The following is a 19892-nucleotide window of genomic DNA, read 5'->3' on the forward strand; positions in this document are numbered from 1 at the left end:
ACTCTACACACTCCCGGCCGAAGAGTGAAATCGGGGGGTGGGTTCAGTGCACAAGAGTGAGCACCGTCTCATCCCGCGCACCCCTGACCTGCACGGTTCGTGCGTGCAACCAAGCCTCGAAGCGATCTTCGGACAGCGGCCTGGAGATCAGGTAGCCCTGCGCCACGTCGCAGCCCATGCCCACCAGCTGGTCGCGCGCGGCGTCGTCCTCCACGCCCTCGGCAACCACCGTCAGGCCCAGCGAGTGGCCCAGCTCCACGATGGAGCGGACCACCGCCATGTCGCCCAGGTCGGTGCCCATGCCGAGGACGAAGCTCTTGTCGATCTTGACCTCGTCCACCGGCAGCTGGCGCAGGTAGGCCAGCGACGAGTAGCCGGTGCCGAAGTCGTCCACCGCGAGCACCACGCCCATCTGGTGCAGCCGCCGCAGCACCGGCAGCGCCCGCTCCGGGTCGGCCATCACGCCGGACTCGGTCAGCTCGAAGGTCAGCAGCTCCGGCGGCACGTCGTGGCGGGCCAGCGCGGCGGCCACGCGGTCGGGGAACTCCTCGTCGGCCAGCGTGCGCACCGACAGGTTGACCGCGATGGACATGCGCAGGCCGCGGTCGATCCACCGGCGGACCCGCTCCAGCGCCTTGTCCATGACGAAGTCGGTGAGCACGTCGACCAGGCCGGTGGCCTCCACGGCGGGCACGAACTCGTCGGGGTCGACCCGGCCGAACTCGGGGTGCTTCCAGCGCACCAGCGACTCCGCGCCGATCACCTGCTTGCTGGGCAGCGCCACCTTGGGCTGGTAGTGCACCGAGATCTGGCCGCTCTCCAGCGCCGAGCGGAACTGGGTGACCAGCTGGAAGCGGCGCAGGAAGATCTGGCCCATGCTGGGCGCGTAGGCGCGCAGCGGCTCGTTCTCGTTGGTCGCCCGCACCGCCACGTCCGCGCCCTGCAGCAGCGCGTCCGCGTCCGGGTCCTCCGCCTCGACGTCGGTGGTCGAGGCCCAGCCCACCACCGCGCCCGCCTCCACGGTGAGCCGGTCCACCGGGTAGGGCACCGACAGCGAGGCCCGCAGCCGCTCGGCGATCTCGCGGATGCGCTCGGCCTGGCGGTCGACCAGCAGCGCGGCGAACGCGCCGCCCTCCAGCCTGGCCAGCGGCACCTCCGGGCCCAGCTCGTCGCGCAGCCTGCGGCCCGCGGCGACCACCATCCGGTTGCCCCACGCCTGCCCCAGCGCGTCCAGCACGGTGGACAGCACGTCCAGGTCGACGCGCACCACCGCGGCGGTGTCGGACTCGCGCAGCGGCTCGGCCGCGGCCTCCCGGAAGCCGGTGCGGTTGAGCAGCCCGGTCAGCGGGTCGTGGTAGGCGTCGTGCCGCAGCCGGGCCAGCAGCCTGCGGTTGTCCACCGCGGTGGACAGGTGGCTGGCCAGCGTGCCCAGCAGCTGGATGTCGGCCCGGCCGAAGCCGCGCCACCGGCTGAGCCGGTCGTGCACCTCGACCGCGCCGAGCAGCTGGGTGGCCCCGCGCAGCGGCACCACCAGCGCTTCCTGCGCGTCGCGGCGGACCAGCGCCTCGGCGACCTCCTCGCCCGCCTCCGCCGCGCGGAAGTAGCGCACCTGGGTGCCGGGCAGCTGGAGCATGGCGTCCTCGCGCGGCAGGCGCTGCTCGTCGCGGCGCAGTGACGAGGGCAGGGGCTCGCCCGCGACCAGGGTGCGCATGGGCGCCTGCGGGTCGGTGCGCAGCCGCAGCACGACCCGGTTGGCGTTGAGCTGCTCGCGGATGCGCTCGGCGATCAGCTGCCACTCGTCGTCGTCGTCCTCGGCGCGGCCGTCGGCGCTGTCCGGCGCGGGGCCGCGCGGGCCGGTGGCGTGCCTGCCGGAGCGGGCCACCCGCAGCGAGACCTCGCTGAGCGCCTCCAGGTCGCGCTGCTCGCGCAGCAGGCCGGAGTAGGCCAGGTAGATGGCGGTGATGCCGGCGAAGACCAGCGCGATCAGCACCATGCCCCACAGGCCCCGGCTGGCGATCTCGTAGCCCGCCAGGCCCGCCGAGGTGTTCAGCAGCGCGACGACCAGGGTCTGCAGCACCAGCCGGACGCTCGGGGCGACCCGCATGCCCTTGCCCATCAGCCGCAGCGCGGTCAGGCCGAGCACGCTGGCCAGCAGCGGCACCGCGATGGTGCCGACGAACGCGCCCGCCCAGACGGGGCCGACGTCGCCGATGAGCCGCTTGACGGCCTCCGCGGCGGCGAAGGCCACCGAGATCTCCATGAACATCAGGCCCGCGTTGTAGACGGCGCGGTCGAGCACGCGCCTGCCCAGCAGCGTGCCCACGCCCGCGACCACGTGCGCGGCCAGCACCACCTCGAACGGCGCGACCAGCAGGCCCAGCACCAGCGGTATCTCGGTGAAGGAGATGGTCCACGCGACACCGCTGCGCACGTCGACGTTGATGGCCAGCTGCTCGGCCAGCAGGAAGCCGATCACCAGCAGCGGACCGGTCCACAGCAGCCGCGGCTCGGCCGGGTCCTCGGGCAGCCACCAGCCGACGGCGATCGCCGACAGCACGCCCGCCGCGAGCAGCGCGCCCGCGAAGGTGCTGAAAGCGCGGTTGGTGGACCGGGTCGGGGCGTTGGGCGCCGTGGCCGACACGTGGTCGGACATCCAGCCTCCTCGTCGGCCGTGGTCGCGGTGGGCCGGGTCGCGGCCTACGAGCTCCTGGCGTGACAGAGGGGTCTCGAACACCGACCGAGACCCCTCGAGCGGTCTCAATGTACCCCGGTTGGGCGACGAAATGGCAGGTCGCGCGGGCAATTGCCACCACAAGTAACGCAGCCGCTCACACGATCAGCCGCCCGCGCAGCACCGTAACGGCCCGTCCGGCCAGCCGCACGCGGTCGCCCACCAGGGTCGCCCGGACCTGCCCGCCGCGCGGCGAGCACTGCTCGGCGAACAGCTCGGGCTTGCCCAGCCGGGGTGCCCACCAGGACGCCAGCGTGCAGTGCGCGGAGCCGGTGACGGGGTCCTCCTGGACGCCGTAGGAGGGGTAGAAGCAGCGGCTGACCACGTCCAGGCCCGGCCGGTCGCCGGGGGCGGTGACGATGACGCCCCGGCCGGGCACCGCGGCCAGCGCGGCCAGGTCCGGCTCCAGCGCGCGCACCTGCGCCGCCGACGCGACCTGCACCAGCACGTCGGACACCGCGCGGCCGACCGCCTCGACGGTGACGCCGGGCAGTCCGGCGCGCAGCTCGGCGGTGACCTCGGCGGGTTCGGCGGGGTCGGCCGGGAAGTCCATCTCCACCCAGCCGTCGCGGGCGGCGCAGGTGAGCACGCCGCTGCGGGTGCGGAACCGGCGGTCGCCGCCCAGCACGTGCGCGGCGGCCAGGGTCGCGTGCCCGCACAGGTCGACCTCGCGGACCGGGGTGAACCAGCGCAGGCCCAGCGGCTCGTCGTCGTCGCGCAGTTCGACGAACGCCGTCTCGGCGTGCTTCATCTCGGCCGCGACGGCCTGCATCCACGCCTCGTCGGCGGGGGCGGTGAGCAGCACGACGCCCGCGGGGTTGCCCGCGAACGCCCGGTCGGTGAACGCGTCGACCACCTGGACTTCCACGGCCCAGAGGCTACGGTCAGGCATGGACGACCTGCTGCCCCCTTTCCACGACGTGGAAGCCCGGTACTCCTTAACGGAGCTGTCCCCCGACGAGCTGAACGCCACCTGGGGCGCGCTGCGCGTGCACTCCCTGACCTGGCACCCCGACGCCGACCTGGACGACCTGCTGCGGCGCTGGCCGCTCAGCGGCGCGGACGACCCCGACACCGCCGCCGTGGTGGTCGTGCCGAGCCGGGCCGCCGACGCGCCCCGGACGCTGCGGGCGCACGGCTTCGCGCCCTCGGTGGTGATCGCCGCCCGCCGGGCGGGCCGAGGTCCCGCGCGGCCGTCGGAGGTGGCCGTCCGGGAGCTGGCCGGGGCCGACGTGGACGTGGTGACCGAGCTGAACCTGGAGGTCGTCCGGTACGACAGCCGCTTCGGCATGGTCACCGAGCGGCCGAGCAGCGCGGCCCGGCTGCGCGAGCGCGTCGCGTCGCTGCTGGAGCGGGACCGGCCGTGCGCGTGGGTGGCGCACCGCGGCGGCGACGTGCTCGGGGCGCTGTACCTGGACTGGCCGGGGCACTCCGACTGGATCGCCGACCGCACCTCGCTCGCGCCCGCCGCCTACATCCCGATGCTGGGGGTGCGCTCCGAGGCGCGCGGCACGGGCGTCGGCAGCGCTCTGGTGCGCCACGTCCACGGTCTGCTGGACGGCGCGGGGGTGGCGGTGACGCTGCTGCACCACGCGCCGCTCAACCCGCTGTCCACCCCGTTCTGGTACTCCCACGGCTACCGACCCCTGTGGACGACGTGGACGCGCTCCGGCGGACGTCGCCCGGCCGGGTGAACCGCGGGGGCGACAGGTACTCGACGCCCGCGAAGCGCCTCTTAGCGGTAAACGGGCGAAGGGGGTCGCCATGACAACGGTGAGCGAACCGGTGGGCCAGCTGTCGGGAAGGGCGAGGGCCATGCTGCGGGCGGTCGCGGCGGGTCGGGCGGAGCTGTCCGGGGGACGGGAGCCCGATCTCTACGTCGACGGGCTGCCCTGCTGCGACCAGATGGTCACGCACGACCTGGTGCACGCGGGCCTGCTGCGGGCACGCGCGGTGGTGGGGTTGGGGGAACGAGCGGACGCCGAGCTCACCGAGGCCGGGAAAGCCGCTCTCAGCTGACCCTCGAACATGTGTTCGAGATAGGTTATGCTGCACATGGGGCCGGCACGCAAGTGAGAGGAAGCACTTGCGCGTCGGCCCCACCCGTGCGGCGATCTCAGTCGCAGGCCGCCGGGTCGACCTGGTAGCCGGGGGCGCCTGGCTCGCCCACGACCGGGGTCGCGGACAGGCGCGTGGCGATGCCGTCCCGCACGGCGTAGGTGGTGCGGTCGCCCTCGTAGACCCTCGGCTCGTTCCAGTCCCGGAGCCAGCCGCCCGCGGTGACGAACTCGCGCCCGCCCGGCCCCTGCGCGCAGCCGTAGCCGTTGAGGGCGCTCGCGCCGCCGCCCTCGAAGGCGTAGAGCTTGGTGCCGTCGGCCAGGCTGACCGCCCGCAGCCCGTCGAACAGGCCCCAGACGCTGAACGCCAGCACGTCACCGCTCGCCTGCTCGACCACCGCGATCTCGTGGCTGCCGTTGCCGTCCAGGTCGACGACGCGCGGGGGCCGCACGCCGACGTGGGGGTCGACGGGGAGCTTGGCGACGAGCCGCTCGCCGTTCACGGTGACGACCAGTTCCTGGTTCTCGGGCTCGTCCTCGACCCGCTGGAGCACGACCTGGTCCTCGACCCCGTCGCCGTTGACGTCCGCTCCCGTGGCGGCGGGTTGGGCGGTCGCGCTCGCGGGGGCCGTCCCCAGCAGCGCGGACGCGGCGGCGAGGAGCACGAGCAAAGGCACGCGAAACTTCTTCATAACTGCGGCTTCCCCTGATCACAGGCCCCGCGCGGTGTGGCGCCGGGCCGTGGCTGGATCGACGCGATCGGCGTCACCCTGAGTGACGTGAAGTGGATCAGCCACGTTCGTTTTCAGTGATCGAGATCACAGCAGTTGGCCTCAGTTGACCAGGACGATCCTCCCCGGCGCATGGCGGGTCTCGCTCAACTCGTGCGCGGCGGCGGCCTCGGTGAGGGGGAACGTCGCCGCGACGGGAATCCGCAGCCCGCCCGCCTCGGCCAAGCGGACCGCGATGTCGAGACCGTGCACCGCGAGCGGATCGGCACCGGACCCCACGGCATCGCCGGTCCGCTCCGCCGGGGCGCCGTGCGACATGTGGACGCCGTGGGCGGCGGCGTCGAAGTCGGCGATCGTCACCACGCGCGCCGCGTCCCCCGCGATGGCGATCAGGTCGGGCAGCGCTCCCCCAGCGCAGTCGAACACCGCGTCGACCCCGCGCGGCGCCAGCTCCCGAACCCGGCCGGGCAACCCCGGACCGTACGTCGTCGGCACCGCGCCCAGCGACCGCAGGAAGTCGTGGTTGCGCTCGCTCGCCGTGCCGATGACCACGGCACCGCGAGCAGCCGCGAACTGGACGGCGACGCCGCCGACCGCGCCCGCCGCGCCGTTCACCAGCACTGTCTGCCCCGCCGTGACCCCGAGCCGGTCCAGGACGCGCGTGGCCGTCTCCACGCCGCCCGCCGCCCCGCCCGCCTCCGGCCAGCTCCACGCCGCGGGCTTGGCCGCCCACGCGCTCAGCACCACGTGATCGGCGTTGGCACCGCGCGTGGCCGTCGAAGCCATGCCGAACACCTCGTCACCGACGGCGACGCCGGTGACGCCCTCGCCGACCTCGTCCACCACGCCCGTCGCATCGAAGCCGGTCCGGTGCGGGAACGTGACGGGCACCGCGTCGCCCAGCGCGCCGGAGCGGATGAGCACCTCCCCCGTCGACAGCCCGGACGCCCGCGCGGCGACGCGGATCTCCCCCGGCCCGGCGTGCGGGGCCTCGACCTCGACCACGCGCACCACATCGGGCGACCCGAACCCGGTGAACACGACAGCTCTCATGGGCCGGACCGTAACGGAGCGTGCGGTCCGGTTGACTGAAGTGAGAGCGAGGAGGGCCGAAGTGGGACGACCGCGGCGTTCGGACGCGCGCGACAACCGGGAGCGCATCCTGGCTGTCGCCCGCCTGGCGGTCGCCACCGACGGCCCCGACGTGCCGATCCGGGAGATCGCACGACGCGCGCGGATCGGCGTCGCCACCGTCTACCGGCACTTCCCCGACAAGGACGCGCTGCTGGCCGAGGCGTTCGCCGCGCAGCCGGTCCTGTGCTCGGCGGTGGTCGAGGAGGGCCTGGCCCAGCCCGACGCCTGGCTCGGCTTCCGCCTGGTGCTGGAGGAACTCGTGCGGGCACACGCCTCCGGCCGGGACTTCATCCGCGCCCTCGTCCCCCGGCTTCCACCGGAAGCGGGCTTCGCCGCCGACCACGCCCGGACGCTGCGGATGCTCGCCGAACTCGTCCGCCGCGCGCGCAGAACAGGGGAACTGCGGGCCGACTTCGTCCTGGAGGACCTGATCCTGGCGCTGATGGCGAACCGGGGGATGCGAGCCGGATCACCCGACGACCGCCAGGCCGCCGCCCGCCGCTTAGCGGCGCTGATGATCCAGTCATTCCGGGCTGGACCGGAGCGGGCACCGCTCCCACCGGCTGTCCGGTTGCCACTGCGACCCGCCGGTCCCGAAAGGACAAGACGAGAACACCCCCTCGACCTGTTCTAGGTCGAGGGGGTGTTCTGGCTCGCGTGGCGGGTAGAGGATTCGAACCTCTGTAGCTTTCGCGACGGATTTACAGTCCGCTCCCATTGGCCGCTCGGGCAACCCGCCCCGCTCCCGGTGGTGCCGGGTGCGGTGGGAACAATACATAAGCCCGTGCGGCCCCCTGCAACCGGGTTACCCCAGTAGGCTCTCGGGTGGCACCAGACCCAGCGCACGCGGAGGTTCAGGCACGTGGCAGACCCGTCGTTCGACGTGGTGAGCAAGGTCGACCGCCAGGAGGTCGACAACGCGCTCAACCAGGCGGCCAAGGAGCTGAGCACCCGGTTCGACTTCCGCGGCACGGGCGCGCAGGTGGCCTGGGCGGGCGAGGAGGCCATCTCCTTCCAGGCCGAGACCGAGGAGCGCTGCCGCGCCGCGATCGACGTGTTCCAGGAGAAGCTGGTCAAGCGCGGCATCTCGATGAAGGCGTTCGAGGTGGGCGACCCGGCCGTGTCGGGCAAGGTCTACAAGGTGACCGGCACGCTGGTGCAGGGCATCTCCTCGGAGAAGGCCAAGGAGATCGCCAAGAAGGTCCGCGACGAGGGCCCCAAGGGCGTGCAGGCGCAGATCCAGGGCGACCAGCTGCGCATCTCCGGCAAGAAGAAGGACCACCTGCAGGACGTCATCGCCCTGCTCAAGAACTCCGACTTCGGGATCGCGCTGCAGTTCACCAACTACCGATGAAGGGCATCATCCTGGCGGGTGGCAGCGGCACGCGGCTGCACCCGATCACGCAGGCGGTGTCCAAGCAGCTGCTGCCGGTCTACGACAAGCCGATGGTGTACTACCCGCTGTCGGTGCTCATGCTGGCGGGCATCCGCGAGGTGCTGGTCATCTCCACGCCGACCGACCTGCCGCTGTTCCGCCGCCTGCTGGGCGACGGCGGGCAGTTCGGCCTGCGCGTCGAGTACGCCGAGCAGGCCGCGCCGAACGGGCTGGCTGAGGCGTTCGTGATCGGCGCGGACTTCATCGGCGACGACGACGTGGCGCTGGTGCTGGGCGACAACATCTTCTACGGCCAGGGCTTCTCCAGGCTGCTCCAGCACCACGCCGCCACGCTGGAGGGCTGCGTGCTGTTCGGCTACCCGGTCAAGGACCCCGAGCGCTACGGGGTGGGCGAGGTGGACGCGGACGGCAGGCTGGTCAGCATCGAGGAAAAGCCCGCCCGGCCCAAGTCGAACAAGGCGATCACCGGGCTGTACTTCTACGACAACGAGGTGGTGGAGATCGCCCGAGGGCTTCAGCCCTCGGCGCGGGGCGAGCTGGAGATCACCGACGTCAACCTGCACTACCTGCGGCGGGGCCGGGCGCGGCTGGTCGACCTGGGGCGCGGGTTCGCCTGGCTGGACACCGGCACGCACGACTCGATGCTGGAGGCGGGCCAGTTCGTGCAGGTGCTGGAGCACCGGCAGGGCGTGCGCATCGCGTGCCCGGAGGAGATCGCGCTGCGGATGGGCTTCATCACCCCCGACGAGTGCTACACGCTGGGCGAGAAGCTGGCCAAGTCCGGCTACGGCCAGTACCTGATGAACGTCGCCCGAGAGGTCGGCGGCCGCGCCGGGTAGTGGTTACCGGCCCCTGGGCGGGGGTCGGGTGGTACTTGCGGGCGCGGTCAGGGGCGGCGGGCCAGTTCTTCGAGGCGGCGCACGCGGTCGGCGATCGGCGGGTGGGTGGAGAACAGCCGCGCGAGCTGCTCGCCCGGCCGGAACGGGCTGGCGATCAGCAGGTGCGACTGGGCCACGACGGCCGGTTCGGGGGCCAGCGGGGCGGCCTTGGCGCCGTCCTCGATCTTGCGCAGAGCCGAGGCCAGCGCCAGCGGGTCGCCGGTGAGCTCCGCCCCGGAGGCGTCGGCCTGGTACTCGCGGGAGCGGCTGACCGCCATCCGCACCACGCTCGCGGCCACCGGGCCGAGGACCGCGGTGAGCAGCACCGCCAGCGGGTTGGGGCGGTCCTCGTCGTCGCCGCCGAAGATGCCCGCGAACAGGGCCAGGTTGGCCAGCGCGCTGATCACGCCCGCCAGCGCGCCCGCCACGCACGAGATGAGGATGTCGCGGTTGTAGACGTGCGACAGCTCGTGCCCGAGCACGGCGCGCAGCTCCCGCTCGTCGAGCAGGTCCAGGATGCCGGTGGTGCAGCACACGGCCGCGTTGCGGGGGTTGCGCCCGGTCGCGAACGCGTTGGGCGCGATGGTGGGGCTGAGGTAGAGCCGGGGCATGGGCTGGCGGGCGGCCATGGCCAGCTCGCGGACGATGCGGTGCATCGCGGGCTGCTCGACCTCCGACACCGGCCGCGCGCGCATGGCCCGCAGCGCGAGCTTGTCGGAGTTGAAGTAGGCGTGGGCGTTGACACCGAGCGCCACCAGCAGGCCGATGACCAGGGCCGTGCGGCCGAAGAACGAGCTGATCGCCACGATCAGCGCGCTCATCGCACCGAGCAGCAACGCGGTCTTCACCCCGTTGTAGTGCTTGTGCACGTCGCTTCGCCTCCGGTCGTTAAGTCCTCTCCCTCAACGTCCCCGGCCTGCGCGGGGTTCCGGCACCGCCGCGTGCCGGGCGTGTGGCGGTGCTCTCCGGGGCGGGCTCGGCCCGCGGGTCCAGCGGCGGGGGCGGCGGCACCTGGGCGACCCAGGTGCCCAGCACGTCGCGCTCGTGGACGAGTTCGGCGACCGCGCCGGAGCCGTCGGGCGAGCCGGTGCCGGGGTAGGAGAAGTCGGGGGCCCAGTGCAGCGCGTCGAACGGGCACGCCTCGACGCAGATGCCGCAGTACAGGCACTGGCCGTAGTCGATGGCGAACCGGTCGAGCACGTTGCGGGCGCGCGGGCGGGCCGATCCGGGCTGCTGCTCGACCTCGGTGTGCGAGTCGATGTGGATGCACCAGTCCGGGCACTCGCGCGCGCAGATCATGCACACGGTGCAGTTGGCCTCCAGCAGCGCGATGACCCCGCGGCTGCGCGGCGGCAGCTCAGCCACGGTCGTCCTCCTGTTCGGGTCGTGGTCCCCACGACGGGTCGGGCACGCCGGGCGGGGCGGCGCGGCGGCGGCTGGGGGCGGACGTGCCGTCCTCCCCCGGTTCCAGGCGGCCCGGCCACGGCCGCACCACGCGGGAGGCGAGCACGAAGTCCTTGCGCAGCGGGTGGCCCGCGAACGAGTCGGGCAGCAGCAGGCGCGCGGGCCGCTGACCGGCCAGCGCGAGGCCGAACATCTCGGCGGCCTCCCGCTCGTGCCAGGCGGCGCCCGCCCACAGCCCGGCGACGCTGGGCAGCTCCTCGCCGTCGGCGACCTCGGTGCGCAGCAGCAGGCCGTCCTTGGTCTCCGGGTGCAGCACGTGCAGCAGGACGGCGTGCCTGCTGCCGCTGGCCCCCGGCCTGCCCGCGTCCTCGACGCCCAGCCAGTCGAAGGCCGCGCAGCCCAGCTCGTCGCGGGCGAACCGGGCGGCGGCCACCCAGCCGTCCAGCGGCACGTGCGCGGTGGTCTGCCCGAAGGCCGTCCTGGTCTGCGCGCCGGGCACCCGCTGCGCCAGCTCGGCGGACGCGGCGCCCATCAGGACACCAGCCGGTGCAGCGCGGCCAGGCCCTCCAGCAGGGCCTCGGGGCGCGGCGGGCAGCCGGGGACGGCGACGTGCACGGGCAGCACCTGGTCGATGCCCTTGGTGACGCTGTAGGAGTCCCAGTACGGGCCGCCGGTGTTGCTGCACGCGCCGACCGAGAGCACGTAGCGCGGTTCGGGCATCTCCCGGTAGGTGGCGAGCACGGCGGGCAGCATCACGTCGGTGACCGTTCCGGACACGACGAGCACGTGGGCCTCCCCCGCGGCGTGCACCGGGTCGACGCCGAGCCTGGCCAGGTCCTCGGGGCGGTGGCCCTCCAGCGCGGTCATCACCTCGACGCCGCAGCAGGCCAGGCCGAGGTCGAGCACGGTGACCCGGTACGTCGTGCCCCAGTCGAGCGTGGAAACCGTCACGACCGATGAGGTTAATACGTGGGGGCCCGCCCGGCTGCCGCCCGGCGGGCCCCCAACCCCCCAAACCCCCCTCATTGCTTCCGGTGAACTCGCCCCCGGTCGCGTGACGAGTCTCCAACGGATCGGGTGTGCAGTCCAGACGAATGCGCAAAGATCTTCGGATAATTTCATCGTGAACTGTGGTCAAGTTCAGTACAACTAATCGGTAGATCATCGACCGTGCAGGCTCGCCGACCCGAGAGGCACTCATGTCCGCTTCGGCCCAGCTGCTCCTCCCCGCGGGCAACCCGCTCAGCCGGTTGCTGCACGCATCGCCAGTGCTGCTGGACACCACGTTCGACCAGCTCAGGACGCTGATCGCGGTGTACGAGACGAAGTCCGCGCTGCGCGCGGCGCGGGTACTGGGCCGCGAGCAGTCCAGCGTGCAGAAGCAGATCGACACGCTCAACCGCAACTTCAAGCAGTTGTGCGGGGAACCGCTGGTGGTCAAGCAGGGACGCGGAAAAGACGTGCTGATCACGCCCACCGGTGAAGCGCTGGTCGCATTGGCGCGCACCACGCTGCGCGAGTGGCTGGATTCGATTCACGAGTGCCGCCGCAAGCTGGGCACCACGCTCACCGTGGGCACGACGCGGTTCATGCTCGACTCGCTGGCCAAGGCGTGGCACCACGTCGCCGACGACTTCCGGCGGCGCGACGTGGAGCTGAAGGTGGTGCACATCCGCACCAAGGACATCTGGCGCAAGCTGGCCAGCAAGGAGGTCGACATCGTCTGCGGCAGCGTGGTCACGCCCGCAGGCCGTAGCGGCGGCTTCGAGGAGTTCGACGTGATCGAGTGGCGGCGCGGCGGCCTGGCGCTGCTGACCAACCTGCCCGAGCACCGGCTGGGCCCCCGCGCGGCCACCGGGGACCTGCCGGAGCTGCCGCTGGTGGTGCCCTCGGACGGGCTGATCGCGGAGTTCCTGCGCGGCTGGTTCGGCCCGGACTACCGCAACGAGCTCGACATCGCCGCGGAGATCGACGAGATCCAGTACGGCATGTCGCTGCTGCGGTCCGGGCTGGTGGAGGGCTGCATGATCGTCACGTCCGGGCTGGGCGTGGTGGCGGCCAACAACGAGCTGCGCGAGGGCTCCGGGCTGCGCGTGGTGGAGCTGGCCGACGACCGCGAGCCGAGGCTGGAGCGGTTGGTCGGGGTCTTCGCCCGCAAGGAGGAGCGGGCGAAGTTCCCGACCGACCACCCGTTGAACCTGCTGTGGGCCGCCTTCCAGCGGGAGGTGCCCGACTAGCGCGGGTGCCTCTGCCGCTGGGCCTGGCGGACCAGCCACTCCAGCCCGCTCGGCGGCCGCGGGGCGACCTTGCGGTCCTCCTCGCGTGCCTCCTGCCGCGGTTGAGGCGCCGAGCGCTGGGCGTCGAGGTCGTTCACGGCACGCTCCCTACCTGTTCGACAGCGGGTCGCCGTCGATCCGAGCACTGCGGGGGCGTGGGCGCTAGACCGCTCAGCCGGTTGGGTGACATCCTTCGGCGGATCGGTGGTAGATCAGTTCGGGGCGTGGATGCCGTCCGCCGGATTGGCGTTGTAGTCCCGCGTAGCGCCCCGGACGTACATCTGCGTGTTCTGGTTGCCGGAGAAGTACTGCTCGATCGAGCCGGTGAACGGCGTCGTCGACGGGTTGCGGCCGTACACGTCGGTGTAGACCTTCGCCGGTCCGCTGTTGCGCACGCTGAACGTGCCGGGCCGGAACTCGCGCAGCGTGCCCTTGAACGGCGACCGCGTGTCGTCCCAGGCCACCCGCTGCCCGGTCTGCTGGGTGATCTGGCGGACCTGGTCGCAGTACGCGCCGCGGATGCCCTCGTAGCACAGGTCGACCTGGCGGGACAGCTTGTCCGGCGCCGAGGCGTTGTAGTAGCGGCTCGGGTTGAGCACGTAGAACAGCGGCGCGACGGTGAACGACAGCTGCGAGTTGCTCACCGTGACGTCGGAGAACCAGAACTCGTGCAGGTCGTTGGTGTCGAACGGCACCTCCCGGCCGGTGATCACCTCGTAGTGCGTCTTGCCCTCGCGGATCGCCTGGACGCAGCTCGGGTCGGTGATCAGCCTGCCCAGCGAGCGGGTGTCCGACGGGGAGTCCGGCGGCACGGCCTGGCCCACCGAGGTGAACTTGCCGCCCAGGTTGGGGCCGGGGCAGTCGGTGCTGCCGAAGCCGCCGGGGCGTCCGCTGGGGATCAGCGCGGTGAACCGGGCCTCGCTGACCTGGCCGTTGCTGTTGTGCGTGCAGCGGTTGTTGTAGACCAGCTCGTGCGCGTTGTTGGTGAACGCGTCGGGCGAGTGGGTGCCCTGGTGGAACTTCAGCAGGACGTCGCAGACGGCGATGGTGGGGCCGTTGGGCGGGAAGAAGCTGAAGCCGTTGTCGCCCTGGATGACGTTGGAGTTGTTGACCGCGAGCACCTTGTGGCCGACGTGGTCCTCGTGCCGGTGCACGCCGCCGGGCTTGCTGGTCATCATCACTTCGCTGGTGTAGCCGAAGGTGGGCCACTTCACCGTGGAGAACAGCTCCGAGGAGCGCGGGTCGTCGCCGTGCTCGTGGCCGAAGGAGCAGCCGCTCGGGTCGCGCGCCGGGTGCCAGGTCGGGTAGACCTTGCCGTCGGGCCCGTAGGTCCAGTAGCGCGCGTGGACCTCCCGCGAGCACTCGTTGCCGCGCGGGGTGTAGCCGTTGCCGTCCGCCTTGGTGATCAGGTCGTAGGCCATGCTGGTCGGCGCGGACGCCGGGGGCAGCGCCCTGCCCCAGTCCGGGTTGTCGGCGGGCGGGGCGGCGCTGGCCCCGACGACCCCGCCGCCGACCGCCAGCGCGGTGATCGCCGCTATTGACAGTAAGCGGGACCGGTGTGGTCGAACGTGCATCACATGCCCTCCACGAGGTGTGACCGGTGTCTGGATGGCGGCGCGGGGCACTGCGCGGTCACGCAAGGGGCGGTTCGGCCGGTCTTCGGGCGGTCGGCGACCGGACGGACCGGGCGCGGCGGATGACCAGGTCAGCAGAGTCACTCACACTCTGCCTGCGCGATCAGTGTTCGACTGGCGCAATGAGTTGTCAACGACTGTCGAAAGCTTTCGAAAAGCTTCGCGAGTGAAATCCCTCATTCGGCAGAGTGCCGACGAAATCAGGAATCCTTACTCTCCGTTCAGTAGCGTTCAGTCCGCCGCACCGCACACTTCCGCCCAGGTCCACGCGGGCCTGGGCGGAAGGATGGGCATTTTGGAAAGCAGTGCGGCGGAGCTGCGGGTGAACCGGTTCAGTCCCGGATTTCCAGCGTGCAGCACTTGGGGCCGCCGCCGGACTTGCGCAGTTCCGAGATGTCCACCGGAATCGGCTCGAAACCGCGCCGCGCGACCTGCTCGGCCAAATGCGTCGCCTCCACCGGCAGCACCACGTTGCGCCCGTCGGAGACGGCGTTGAGCCCCAGGCAGGCGGCGTCGTCGGCGGTCGCCAGCACCGCGTCGGGGTACAGCCGCCGCAGCACCCGCCGCGACCCCGGCGAGAACGCCTCGGGGTAGTACGCCACCAGGTCCTCCGACAGCACGACCAGCGCCACGTCCAAGTGGTAGTACCGGGGGTCCACCAGTTGCAGCGACACCACGGGGACGCCCAGCACCTCCTGGGCCTCGGCGTGCGCCTGCGGGTCGGTGCGGAACCCGGTGCCCGCCAGCAGCAGCGACCCGGTCCACGCGAAGTCGCCCTCGGCCTCGTTGATCCGCGACGGCATCACCACGTCCCGGTAGCCGTTGGCCAGGAACCAGCGGCGGAAGTGCTCGGCCTCGGCGGCCCGCTGCGGGGCCCGGAAGCGGGCACCCAGCACGCGGCCGTCCACCACGGTGCCGGAGTTGGCGGCGAAGACCATGTCGGGCAGGCCGGGCACCGGGTCGATCAGGTCGACCCGGTGGCCGAGGCGCTCGTAGGTCTCCTTCAGCGCCGTCCACTGCTCGACCGCCAAGCCGGTGTCGACCGGCCTGCTCGGGTCCATCCACGGGTTGATCCGGTACTCGACCGTGAAGTGCTCCGGCTCGCACATCAGGTACCGGCGGGCGGTCGGCACGCGGGCGGGCGCTGCGGGGGCGGCGACGTCGAGCACGACCGGCTCCGCACCGCCCAAGATGGACACCGAAGTCATGGATCGAAATGTAAATGAGCGCCTGACCAGCGAACAACGCCGCAGTCTTGCGTTGGCTGGTGCAGAATGTTGCGTGTGGACTCGATCGACCAGCGGATCATTTCGTGCCTGATGGCCAACGCCCGCTCCAGCTACGCCGACATCGGCAAGGAGGTGGGCCTGTCCGCGCCCGCGGTGAAGCGGCGGGTGGACAAGCTGCTGGACACCGGCGTGCTGCGCGGGTTCACCGCGGTGGTCGACCCGGAGCAGCTGGGCTGGGGCACCGAGGCGTTCGTGGAGGTGCACTGCAAGGGCAACGTCGCGCCGCACGACATCCAGTCGCGGCTGGAGCCGATGGCCGAGGTCATGGCCGCCTACACGGTCTCCGGCGCGGCCGACGCGATCGTGCACCTGCGCGCGGGCAGCATCCACCACCTGGAGACCGCGCTGGAGCGGCTGCGCGCGGTGGAGATCATCGACCGCACCGTCTCCACCGTGGTGCTGTCCCGCCTGCTGGACCGGCCGCCCGCTCCGTAGAGTCGCGCCATGCCCGAGGTGCTGCTGGACCGCTCCGACCGCGTCGCCGTGATCACCGTGCACGACCCGGACCGGCGCAACGCGCTGACCCCGGACCTGTCCGACCGGCTGGCCGACGCGGTGCGCGCGTGCGAGCGGGACGAGGAGGTCAACGCCGTCGTGGTCACCGGCGCTCCCCCGGCGTTCTGCGCGGGCGCCGACCTCACCGCGCTCGGCGAGGCCCGCGAGGAGGGGCTGCGCCGGATCTACGCCGGGTTCCTGGCCGTGGCGGACTGCTCGCTGCCCACCATCGCGGCCGTGGGCGGCGCGGCGGTGGGCGCGGGCCTGAACCTGGCGCTGGCCTGCGACGTGCGGCTGGCGGGCCCTCGGGCGCGGTTCGACGCGCGGTTCCTGCAACTGGGCATCCACCCCGGCGGCGGCATGACCTGGATGCTGCAGCGCCTGGTCGGCCCGCAGACCGCGGCCGCGATGACGCTGCTCGGCCAGGCCCTCGACGCCGACGCGGCGGTGCGGCGCGGGCTGGCCTGGGAACGGGTGGACGGCGGGCACGACGAGCTGGTCGCCGCGGCCGTGGCGCTGGCCCGCGCCGCCGCGGAAGCGCCCCGCGAACTGCTGCGCACCTCCAAGGGCACTATGCGGACCACCGCAGCGTTGACCAGTCGTGCACAGGCCGTGGACACCGAATTGGTCCCCCAGGTCGCCTCGATCGCGACACCGGAGTTCGCGGCGAAACTCCAGGCCATGAAGGCCCGCATCAGCGGTCGCGGCTGACCTGGCCGCCACCGCCCGAAGGACACGACGTGAAGCAGCAGTTACCGGTCGGCGGTGAGACTTTCCTCGCACTTCCCGCCACGACGTGGAGTGGAACGGATCATCCCGCACAGTGGTATGGGGAGAACCGGCCCCACCGCGTCCACGACTACCCTCGCCTAGGGGCAGGCAGCAGCTCGCTCCTTCGTGAAGAGAGGGATCGGCGTAGGAGATGACTACCGACCTGGGTAACGGCGCCTCGGCGGAGGGCGTCGAGATCCGCAAGCTGGATCGGGTGGTGATCCGGTTCGCTGGCGACTCCGGCGACGGGATGCAGCTGACCGGCGACCGCTTCACCTCCGAGGCCGCGGCCTTCGGCAACGACCTCGCGACACTGCCCAACTTCCCGGCCGAGATCCGGGCGCCCCAGGGCACCCTGCCCGGTGTGTCCAGCTTCCAGCTGCACTTCGCCGACTACGACATCCTGACCCCCGGCGACCGGCCGGACGTGCTGGTGGCGATGAACCCGGCGGCGCTCAAGGCCAACATCGGCGACCTGCCGCACGGCGGCACGCTGATCGTCAACACCGACGAGTTCACCAAGCGCAACCTGACCAAGGTCGGCTACGACGGCGACCCGCTGGAGGACGGCTCCCTCGACGCCTACCAGGTGCACAAGGTCGCCATGGCCACGCTGACCATCGGCGCGCTGGAGCACACCGGCCTGGGCAAGAAGGACGCCGAGCGGGCCAAGAACATGTTCGCGCTGGGCCTGCTGTCGTGGATGTACCACCGGCCGACCGAGGGCACCGAGCGGTTCCTGCGCGAAAAGTTCGCCCGCAAGCCCGAGATCGCCGAGGCCAACGTGCTCGCCTTCCGCGCGGGCTGGAACTACGGCGAGACCACCGAGTCGTTCGCGGTGACCTTCGAGGTCGCCCCGGCCAAGCTGCCGCTGGGCACCTACCGGCAGATCACCGGCAACACCGCGCTGGCGTACGGGATCGTGGCCGCGGGCCAGCGCGCCGAGCTGCCCGTGGTGCTGGGCACCTACCCGATCACGCCCGCCTCGGACATCCTGCACGAGCTGTCCAAGCACAAGCACTTCGGCATCACCACGCTGCAGGCCGAGGACGAGATCGCGGGCATCGGCGCGGCGCTGGGCGCCTCCTACGGCGGCGCGCTGGGCGTGACCTCCACCTCCGGCCCCGGCATCGCGCTCAAGTCCGAGACCATCGGCCTTGCCGTGATGACCGAGCTGCCGCTGGTGATCATCGACGTGCAGCGCGGCGGCCCGTCCACCGGCCTGCCCACCAAGACCGAGCAGGCCGACCTGCTGCAGGCCATGTTCGGCCGCAACGGCGAGTCCCCGGTCCCGGTGGTGGCCCCCCAGTCGCCCGCCGACTGCTTCGACGCGGCGCTGGACGCGGTGCGCATCGCGCTGACCTACCGCACCCCGGTGCTGCTGCTGTCCGACGGGGCCATCGCCAACGGCTCCGAGCCGTGGCTGATCCCGGACGTGGACAGCCTGCCGGACCTGCGGGTGGACTTCGCCACCGAGCCCAACGGCCCGGACGGCGCGTTCTGGCCCTACCTGCGCGACCAGGAGACGCTGGCGCGGGCCTGGGCGGTGCCGGGCACGCCGGGGCTGCAGCACCGCATCGGCGGGCTGGAGAAGGCCGACGGCACCGGCAACATCTCCTACGACCCGGCCAACCACGACTTCATGGTGCGGCTGCGGCAGCGCAAGGTCGACGGCATCGAGGTGCCCGACGTCGTGGTGGACGACCCGTCCGGCCAGGCGCGGGTGCTGGTGGTGGGCTGGGGCTCCTCCTACGGCCCGATCGGCGCCGCCGCGCGCCGGGTGCGCAAGCAGGGGATGCCCGTGGCGCACGCGCACCTGCGGCACCTCAACCCGTTCCCCAAGAACCTGGGCGACGTGCTCAGCCGGTACGAGCGGGTGATCGTGCCGGAGATGAACCTCGGGCAGCTGGCGTTGCTGTTGAGGGCCAAGTACCTGGTCGACGCCATCTCCTACACCAAGGTGCAGGGCCTCCCCTTCAAGGCGGAGGAGCTGCAGGACGTGCTCACCGACGTGATCAAGGGAGTGCCCGCGTGACGGCGATCGATCTGGGTCTGCCGGGCCTGGGGGGCCTGGACGGGGTGCCGACGGCCGACCAGCCGCAGAAGGCCAAGGACTACAAGTCGGACCAGGAGGTCCGGTGGTGTCCCGGCTGCGGCGACTACGTCGTGCTCAACGCCGTCCAGTCGTTCCTGCCCACGCTCGGCCTCAAGCGCGAGAACATCGTGTTCGTCTCGGGGATCGGCTGCTCGTCGCGGTTCCCGTACTACATGAACACCTACGGGATGCACTCGATCCACGGGCGCGCCCCGGCCATCGCCACCGGTCTCGCGGTGGCCCGGCCGGACCTGTCGGTGTGGGTGGTCACCGGTGACGGCGACGCGCTGTCCATCGGCGGCAACCACCTGATCCACACGCTGCGGCGCAACGTCAACCTCAAGATCCTGCTGTTCAACAACCGGATCTACGGGCTGACCAAGGGCCAGTACTCGCCCACCTCCGAGGAGGGCAAGGTCACCAAGTCCACGCCGTTCGGGTCGCTGGACCACCCGTTCAACCCGGTGTCGCTGGCGCTGGGCGCGGAGGCCACGTTCGTCGGGCGCGCGGTCGACTCCGACCGGGCCGGGCTGACCTCGGTGCTGCGGCAGGCCGCCGAGCACCGGGGGTCGGCGCTGGTGGAGATCTACCAGAACTGCCCGATCTTCAACGACGGCGCGTTCGACGTGCTCAAGGACGCGGACTCGGCGGCGCGGCGGATCATCAACGTGGTCGACGGCGAGCCGATCACCTTCGGCGGCGGCGAGCTGGCCGTGGTGCGCGACGGGTTCGGGCTGACCGTGGCCAAGACGGCCGACGTCGCGCCCGAGGACGTCGTGGTGCACGACGCTTCGGACCTGAACCTGGCGTTCGCGCTGTCGCGGCTGTCGACGCAGGACCTCCAGCACACCGTCACCGGCGTGTTCCGCAACGTCGCGCGGACCACGTACGACGACGCGGCACGCGCCCAGGTGGCGCAGGCCCGCGAGGCCAAGACGCCGGACCTGGCGAAGCTGCTGCACGGCAACGACACCTGGACCGTGGCGGGCTGATCCCAGCGC

General features: G+C 72.0%; 21 protein-coding genes and 1 tRNA gene. 10 read left to right on the plus strand and 12 right to left on the minus strand.

Annotated features, from left to right (window positions below; translation table 11 throughout):
* Positions 1-43: 43 nt before the first annotated feature.
* Positions 44-2653: a putative bifunctional diguanylate cyclase/phosphodiesterase gene (locus JOF41_RS27960; protein ID WP_189224109.1), complete on the minus strand. Its 2610-nt coding sequence runs from the start codon at positions 2651-2653 to the stop codon at positions 44-46.
* Positions 2654-2828: 175 nt separating this feature from the next.
* A complete protein-coding gene (locus tag JOF41_RS27965) occupies positions 2829-3599 on the minus strand; it encodes a PhzF family phenazine biosynthesis protein (protein ID WP_209623065.1) in 771 nt (256 codons plus the stop codon).
* A 22-nt stretch (positions 3600-3621) separates the two neighbouring features.
* Here JOF41_RS27965 and JOF41_RS27970 point away from each other — a divergent pair, with 22 nt between their 5' ends.
* Together JOF41_RS27970 and JOF41_RS27975 are read left to right on the plus strand one after the other, a co-directional pair.
* On the plus strand, positions 3622-4425 hold the full coding sequence (locus JOF41_RS27970; RefSeq protein ID WP_209623066.1) for a GNAT family N-acetyltransferase: 804 nt from the start codon (positions 3622-3624) through the stop codon (positions 4423-4425).
* A gap of 70 nt (positions 4426-4495) precedes the next feature.
* A complete protein-coding gene (locus JOF41_RS27975) occupies positions 4496-4750 on the plus strand; it encodes a hypothetical protein (protein WP_189224106.1) in 255 nt (84 codons plus the stop codon).
* A gap of 97 nt (positions 4751-4847) precedes the next feature.
* On the opposite strand, the gene JOF41_RS27980 is transcribed toward JOF41_RS27975, so the two are convergent.
* Positions 4848-5465, minus strand: coding sequence for a hypothetical protein (locus tag JOF41_RS27980; RefSeq protein ID WP_209623068.1), 618 nt, complete (start codon positions 5463-5465; stop codon positions 4848-4850).
* A gap of 156 nt (positions 5466-5621) precedes the next feature.
* Complete coding sequence (locus JOF41_RS27985) at positions 5622-6572, minus strand: NADP-dependent oxidoreductase (protein WP_209623070.1); 951 nt, start codon at positions 6570-6572, stop codon at positions 5622-5624.
* Positions 6573-6633: 61 nt separating this feature from the next.
* Here JOF41_RS27985 and JOF41_RS27990 point away from each other — a divergent pair, with 61 nt between their 5' ends.
* Positions 6634-7287, plus strand: coding sequence for a TetR/AcrR family transcriptional regulator (locus JOF41_RS27990; protein WP_307867549.1), 654 nt, complete (start codon positions 6634-6636; stop codon positions 7285-7287).
* A gap of 24 nt (positions 7288-7311) precedes the next feature.
* On the opposite strand, the gene JOF41_RS27995 is transcribed toward JOF41_RS27990, so the two are convergent.
* Positions 7312-7392, minus strand: a tRNA-Tyr gene (locus tag JOF41_RS27995).
* 123 nt (positions 7393-7515) lie between these two features.
* Between JOF41_RS27995 and JOF41_RS28000 the strand changes: the two genes are divergently transcribed.
* Both JOF41_RS28000 and rfbA read left to right on the plus strand, forming a co-directional pair.
* Positions 7516-8007 carry a YajQ family cyclic di-GMP-binding protein gene (locus tag JOF41_RS28000; protein WP_189224103.1) on the plus strand — a complete coding sequence of 164 codons (492 nt, stop codon included), beginning with the start codon at positions 7516-7518 and terminating at the stop codon, positions 8005-8007.
* Positions 8004-8888: a glucose-1-phosphate thymidylyltransferase RfbA gene (rfbA, locus tag JOF41_RS28005; RefSeq protein ID WP_209623074.1), complete on the plus strand. Its 885-nt coding sequence runs from the start codon at positions 8004-8006 to the stop codon at positions 8886-8888. Before JOF41_RS28000 ends, rfbA begins: the two co-directional genes overlap by 4 nt.
* Before the next feature lie 47 nt (positions 8889-8935).
* Here rfbA and htpX read toward each other — a convergent pair whose 3' ends face one another.
* The 4 genes from htpX to JOF41_RS28025 are packed head-to-tail and all read right to left on the minus strand — an operon-like array spanning position 8936 to position 11282.
* On the minus strand, positions 8936-9796 hold the full coding sequence (gene htpX / locus JOF41_RS28010) for a zinc metalloprotease HtpX (protein WP_189224101.1): 861 nt from the start codon (positions 9794-9796) through the stop codon (positions 8936-8938).
* Positions 9797-9815: 19 nt separating this feature from the next.
* The gene (locus tag JOF41_RS28015) at positions 9816-10292 is read right to left on the minus strand and encodes a 4Fe-4S binding protein (protein WP_189224100.1); all 477 of its coding nucleotides are present in this window, start codon (positions 10290-10292) and stop codon (positions 9816-9818) included.
* The gene (locus JOF41_RS28020) at positions 10285-10863 is read right to left on the minus strand and encodes an NADH-quinone oxidoreductase subunit C (RefSeq protein ID WP_189224099.1); all 579 of its coding nucleotides are present in this window, start codon (positions 10861-10863) and stop codon (positions 10285-10287) included. The genes JOF41_RS28015 and JOF41_RS28020 overlap by 8 nt, the downstream gene beginning before the upstream one ends.
* Positions 10863-11282: an NADH-quinone oxidoreductase subunit B gene (locus tag JOF41_RS28025; RefSeq protein ID WP_189224098.1), complete on the minus strand. Its 420-nt coding sequence runs from the start codon at positions 11280-11282 to the stop codon at positions 10863-10865. Before JOF41_RS28025 ends, JOF41_RS28020 begins: the two co-directional genes overlap by 1 nt.
* 248 nt (positions 11283-11530) lie before the next feature.
* Between JOF41_RS28025 and JOF41_RS28030 the strand changes: the two genes are divergently transcribed.
* A complete protein-coding gene (locus JOF41_RS28030) occupies positions 11531-12568 on the plus strand; it encodes a LysR family transcriptional regulator (protein ID WP_209623076.1) in 1038 nt (345 codons plus the stop codon).
* Here JOF41_RS28030 and JOF41_RS28035 read toward each other — a convergent pair.
* From JOF41_RS28035 to ddaH, 3 genes are all read right to left on the minus strand, one after another.
* Positions 12565-12705: a hypothetical protein gene (locus JOF41_RS28035; RefSeq protein WP_209623078.1), complete on the minus strand. Its 141-nt coding sequence runs from the start codon at positions 12703-12705 to the stop codon at positions 12565-12567. The genes JOF41_RS28030 and JOF41_RS28035 overlap by 4 nt on opposite strands.
* Positions 12706-12819: 114 nt before the next feature.
* Complete coding sequence (locus JOF41_RS28040) at positions 12820-14181, minus strand: hypothetical protein (RefSeq protein WP_189224095.1); 1362 nt, start codon at positions 14179-14181, stop codon at positions 12820-12822.
* A gap of 392 nt (positions 14182-14573) precedes the next feature.
* A complete protein-coding gene (gene ddaH, locus JOF41_RS28045) occupies positions 14574-15449 on the minus strand; it encodes a dimethylargininase (RefSeq protein WP_209623080.1) in 876 nt (291 codons plus the stop codon).
* A gap of 75 nt (positions 15450-15524) precedes the next feature.
* Here ddaH and JOF41_RS28050 point away from each other — a divergent pair, with 75 nt between their 5' ends.
* From JOF41_RS28050 to JOF41_RS28065, 4 genes are all read left to right on the plus strand, one after another.
* Complete coding sequence (locus tag JOF41_RS28050; protein ID WP_189224093.1) at positions 15525-15965, plus strand: Lrp/AsnC family transcriptional regulator; 441 nt, start codon at positions 15525-15527, stop codon at positions 15963-15965.
* Between the two features lie 9 nt (positions 15966-15974).
* Entirely contained in the window at positions 15975-16736 is a 762-nt protein-coding gene (locus JOF41_RS28055) for an enoyl-CoA hydratase (protein ID WP_209623082.1), read from the plus strand.
* Between the two features lie 211 nt (positions 16737-16947).
* Positions 16948-18831 carry a 2-oxoacid:acceptor oxidoreductase subunit alpha gene (locus JOF41_RS28060; protein ID WP_189224091.1) on the plus strand — a complete coding sequence of 628 codons (1884 nt, stop codon included), beginning with the start codon at positions 16948-16950 and terminating at the stop codon, positions 18829-18831.
* On the plus strand, positions 18828-19883 hold the full coding sequence (locus JOF41_RS28065; RefSeq protein ID WP_189224090.1) for a 2-oxoacid:ferredoxin oxidoreductase subunit beta: 1056 nt from the start codon (positions 18828-18830) through the stop codon (positions 19881-19883). The genes JOF41_RS28060 and JOF41_RS28065 overlap by 4 nt, the downstream gene beginning before the upstream one ends.
* Positions 19884-19892 lie beyond the last annotated feature (9 nt).

It is taken from the genome of Saccharothrix coeruleofusca (assembly GCF_017876325.1).
In the GTDB taxonomy this organism is placed as follows: Bacteria; Actinomycetota; Actinomycetes; order Mycobacteriales; family Pseudonocardiaceae; genus Actinosynnema; species Actinosynnema coeruleofuscum.

Bases quoted from the DNA above. Each gene is read 5' to 3' on its own strand.
- JOF41_RS28060 (WP_189224091.1), top strand. From the start codon at position 16,948: ATGACTACCGACCTGGGTAACGGCGCCTCGGCGGAGGGCGTCGAGATC.
- ddaH (WP_209623080.1), bottom strand. From the start codon at position 15,449: ATGACTTCGGTGTCCATCTTGGGCGGTGCGGAGCCGGTCGTGCTCGAC.
- JOF41_RS27970 (WP_209623066.1), top strand. From the start codon at position 3,622: ATGGACGACCTGCTGCCCCCTTTCCACGACGTGGAAGCCCGGTACTCC.
- JOF41_RS28040 (WP_189224095.1), bottom strand. From the start codon at position 14,181: ATGCACGTTCGACCACACCGGTCCCGCTTACTGTCAATAGCGGCGATC.
- JOF41_RS28020 (WP_189224099.1), bottom strand. From the start codon at position 10,863: ATGGGCGCCGCGTCCGCCGAGCTGGCGCAGCGGGTGCCCGGCGCGCAG.
- JOF41_RS28055 (WP_209623082.1), top strand. From the start codon at position 15,975: ATGCCCGAGGTGCTGCTGGACCGCTCCGACCGCGTCGCCGTGATCACC.
- JOF41_RS27975 (WP_189224106.1), top strand. From the start codon at position 4,496: ATGACAACGGTGAGCGAACCGGTGGGCCAGCTGTCGGGAAGGGCGAGG.
- JOF41_RS27960 (WP_189224109.1), bottom strand. From the start codon at position 2,653: ATGTCCGACCACGTGTCGGCCACGGCGCCCAACGCCCCGACCCGGTCC.
- JOF41_RS27985 (WP_209623070.1), bottom strand. From the start codon at position 6,572: ATGAGAGCTGTCGTGTTCACCGGGTTCGGGTCGCCCGATGTGGTGCGC.
- rfbA (WP_209623074.1), top strand. From the start codon at position 8,004: ATGAAGGGCATCATCCTGGCGGGTGGCAGCGGCACGCGGCTGCACCCG.
- JOF41_RS28030 (WP_209623076.1), top strand. From the start codon at position 11,531: ATGTCCGCTTCGGCCCAGCTGCTCCTCCCCGCGGGCAACCCGCTCAGC.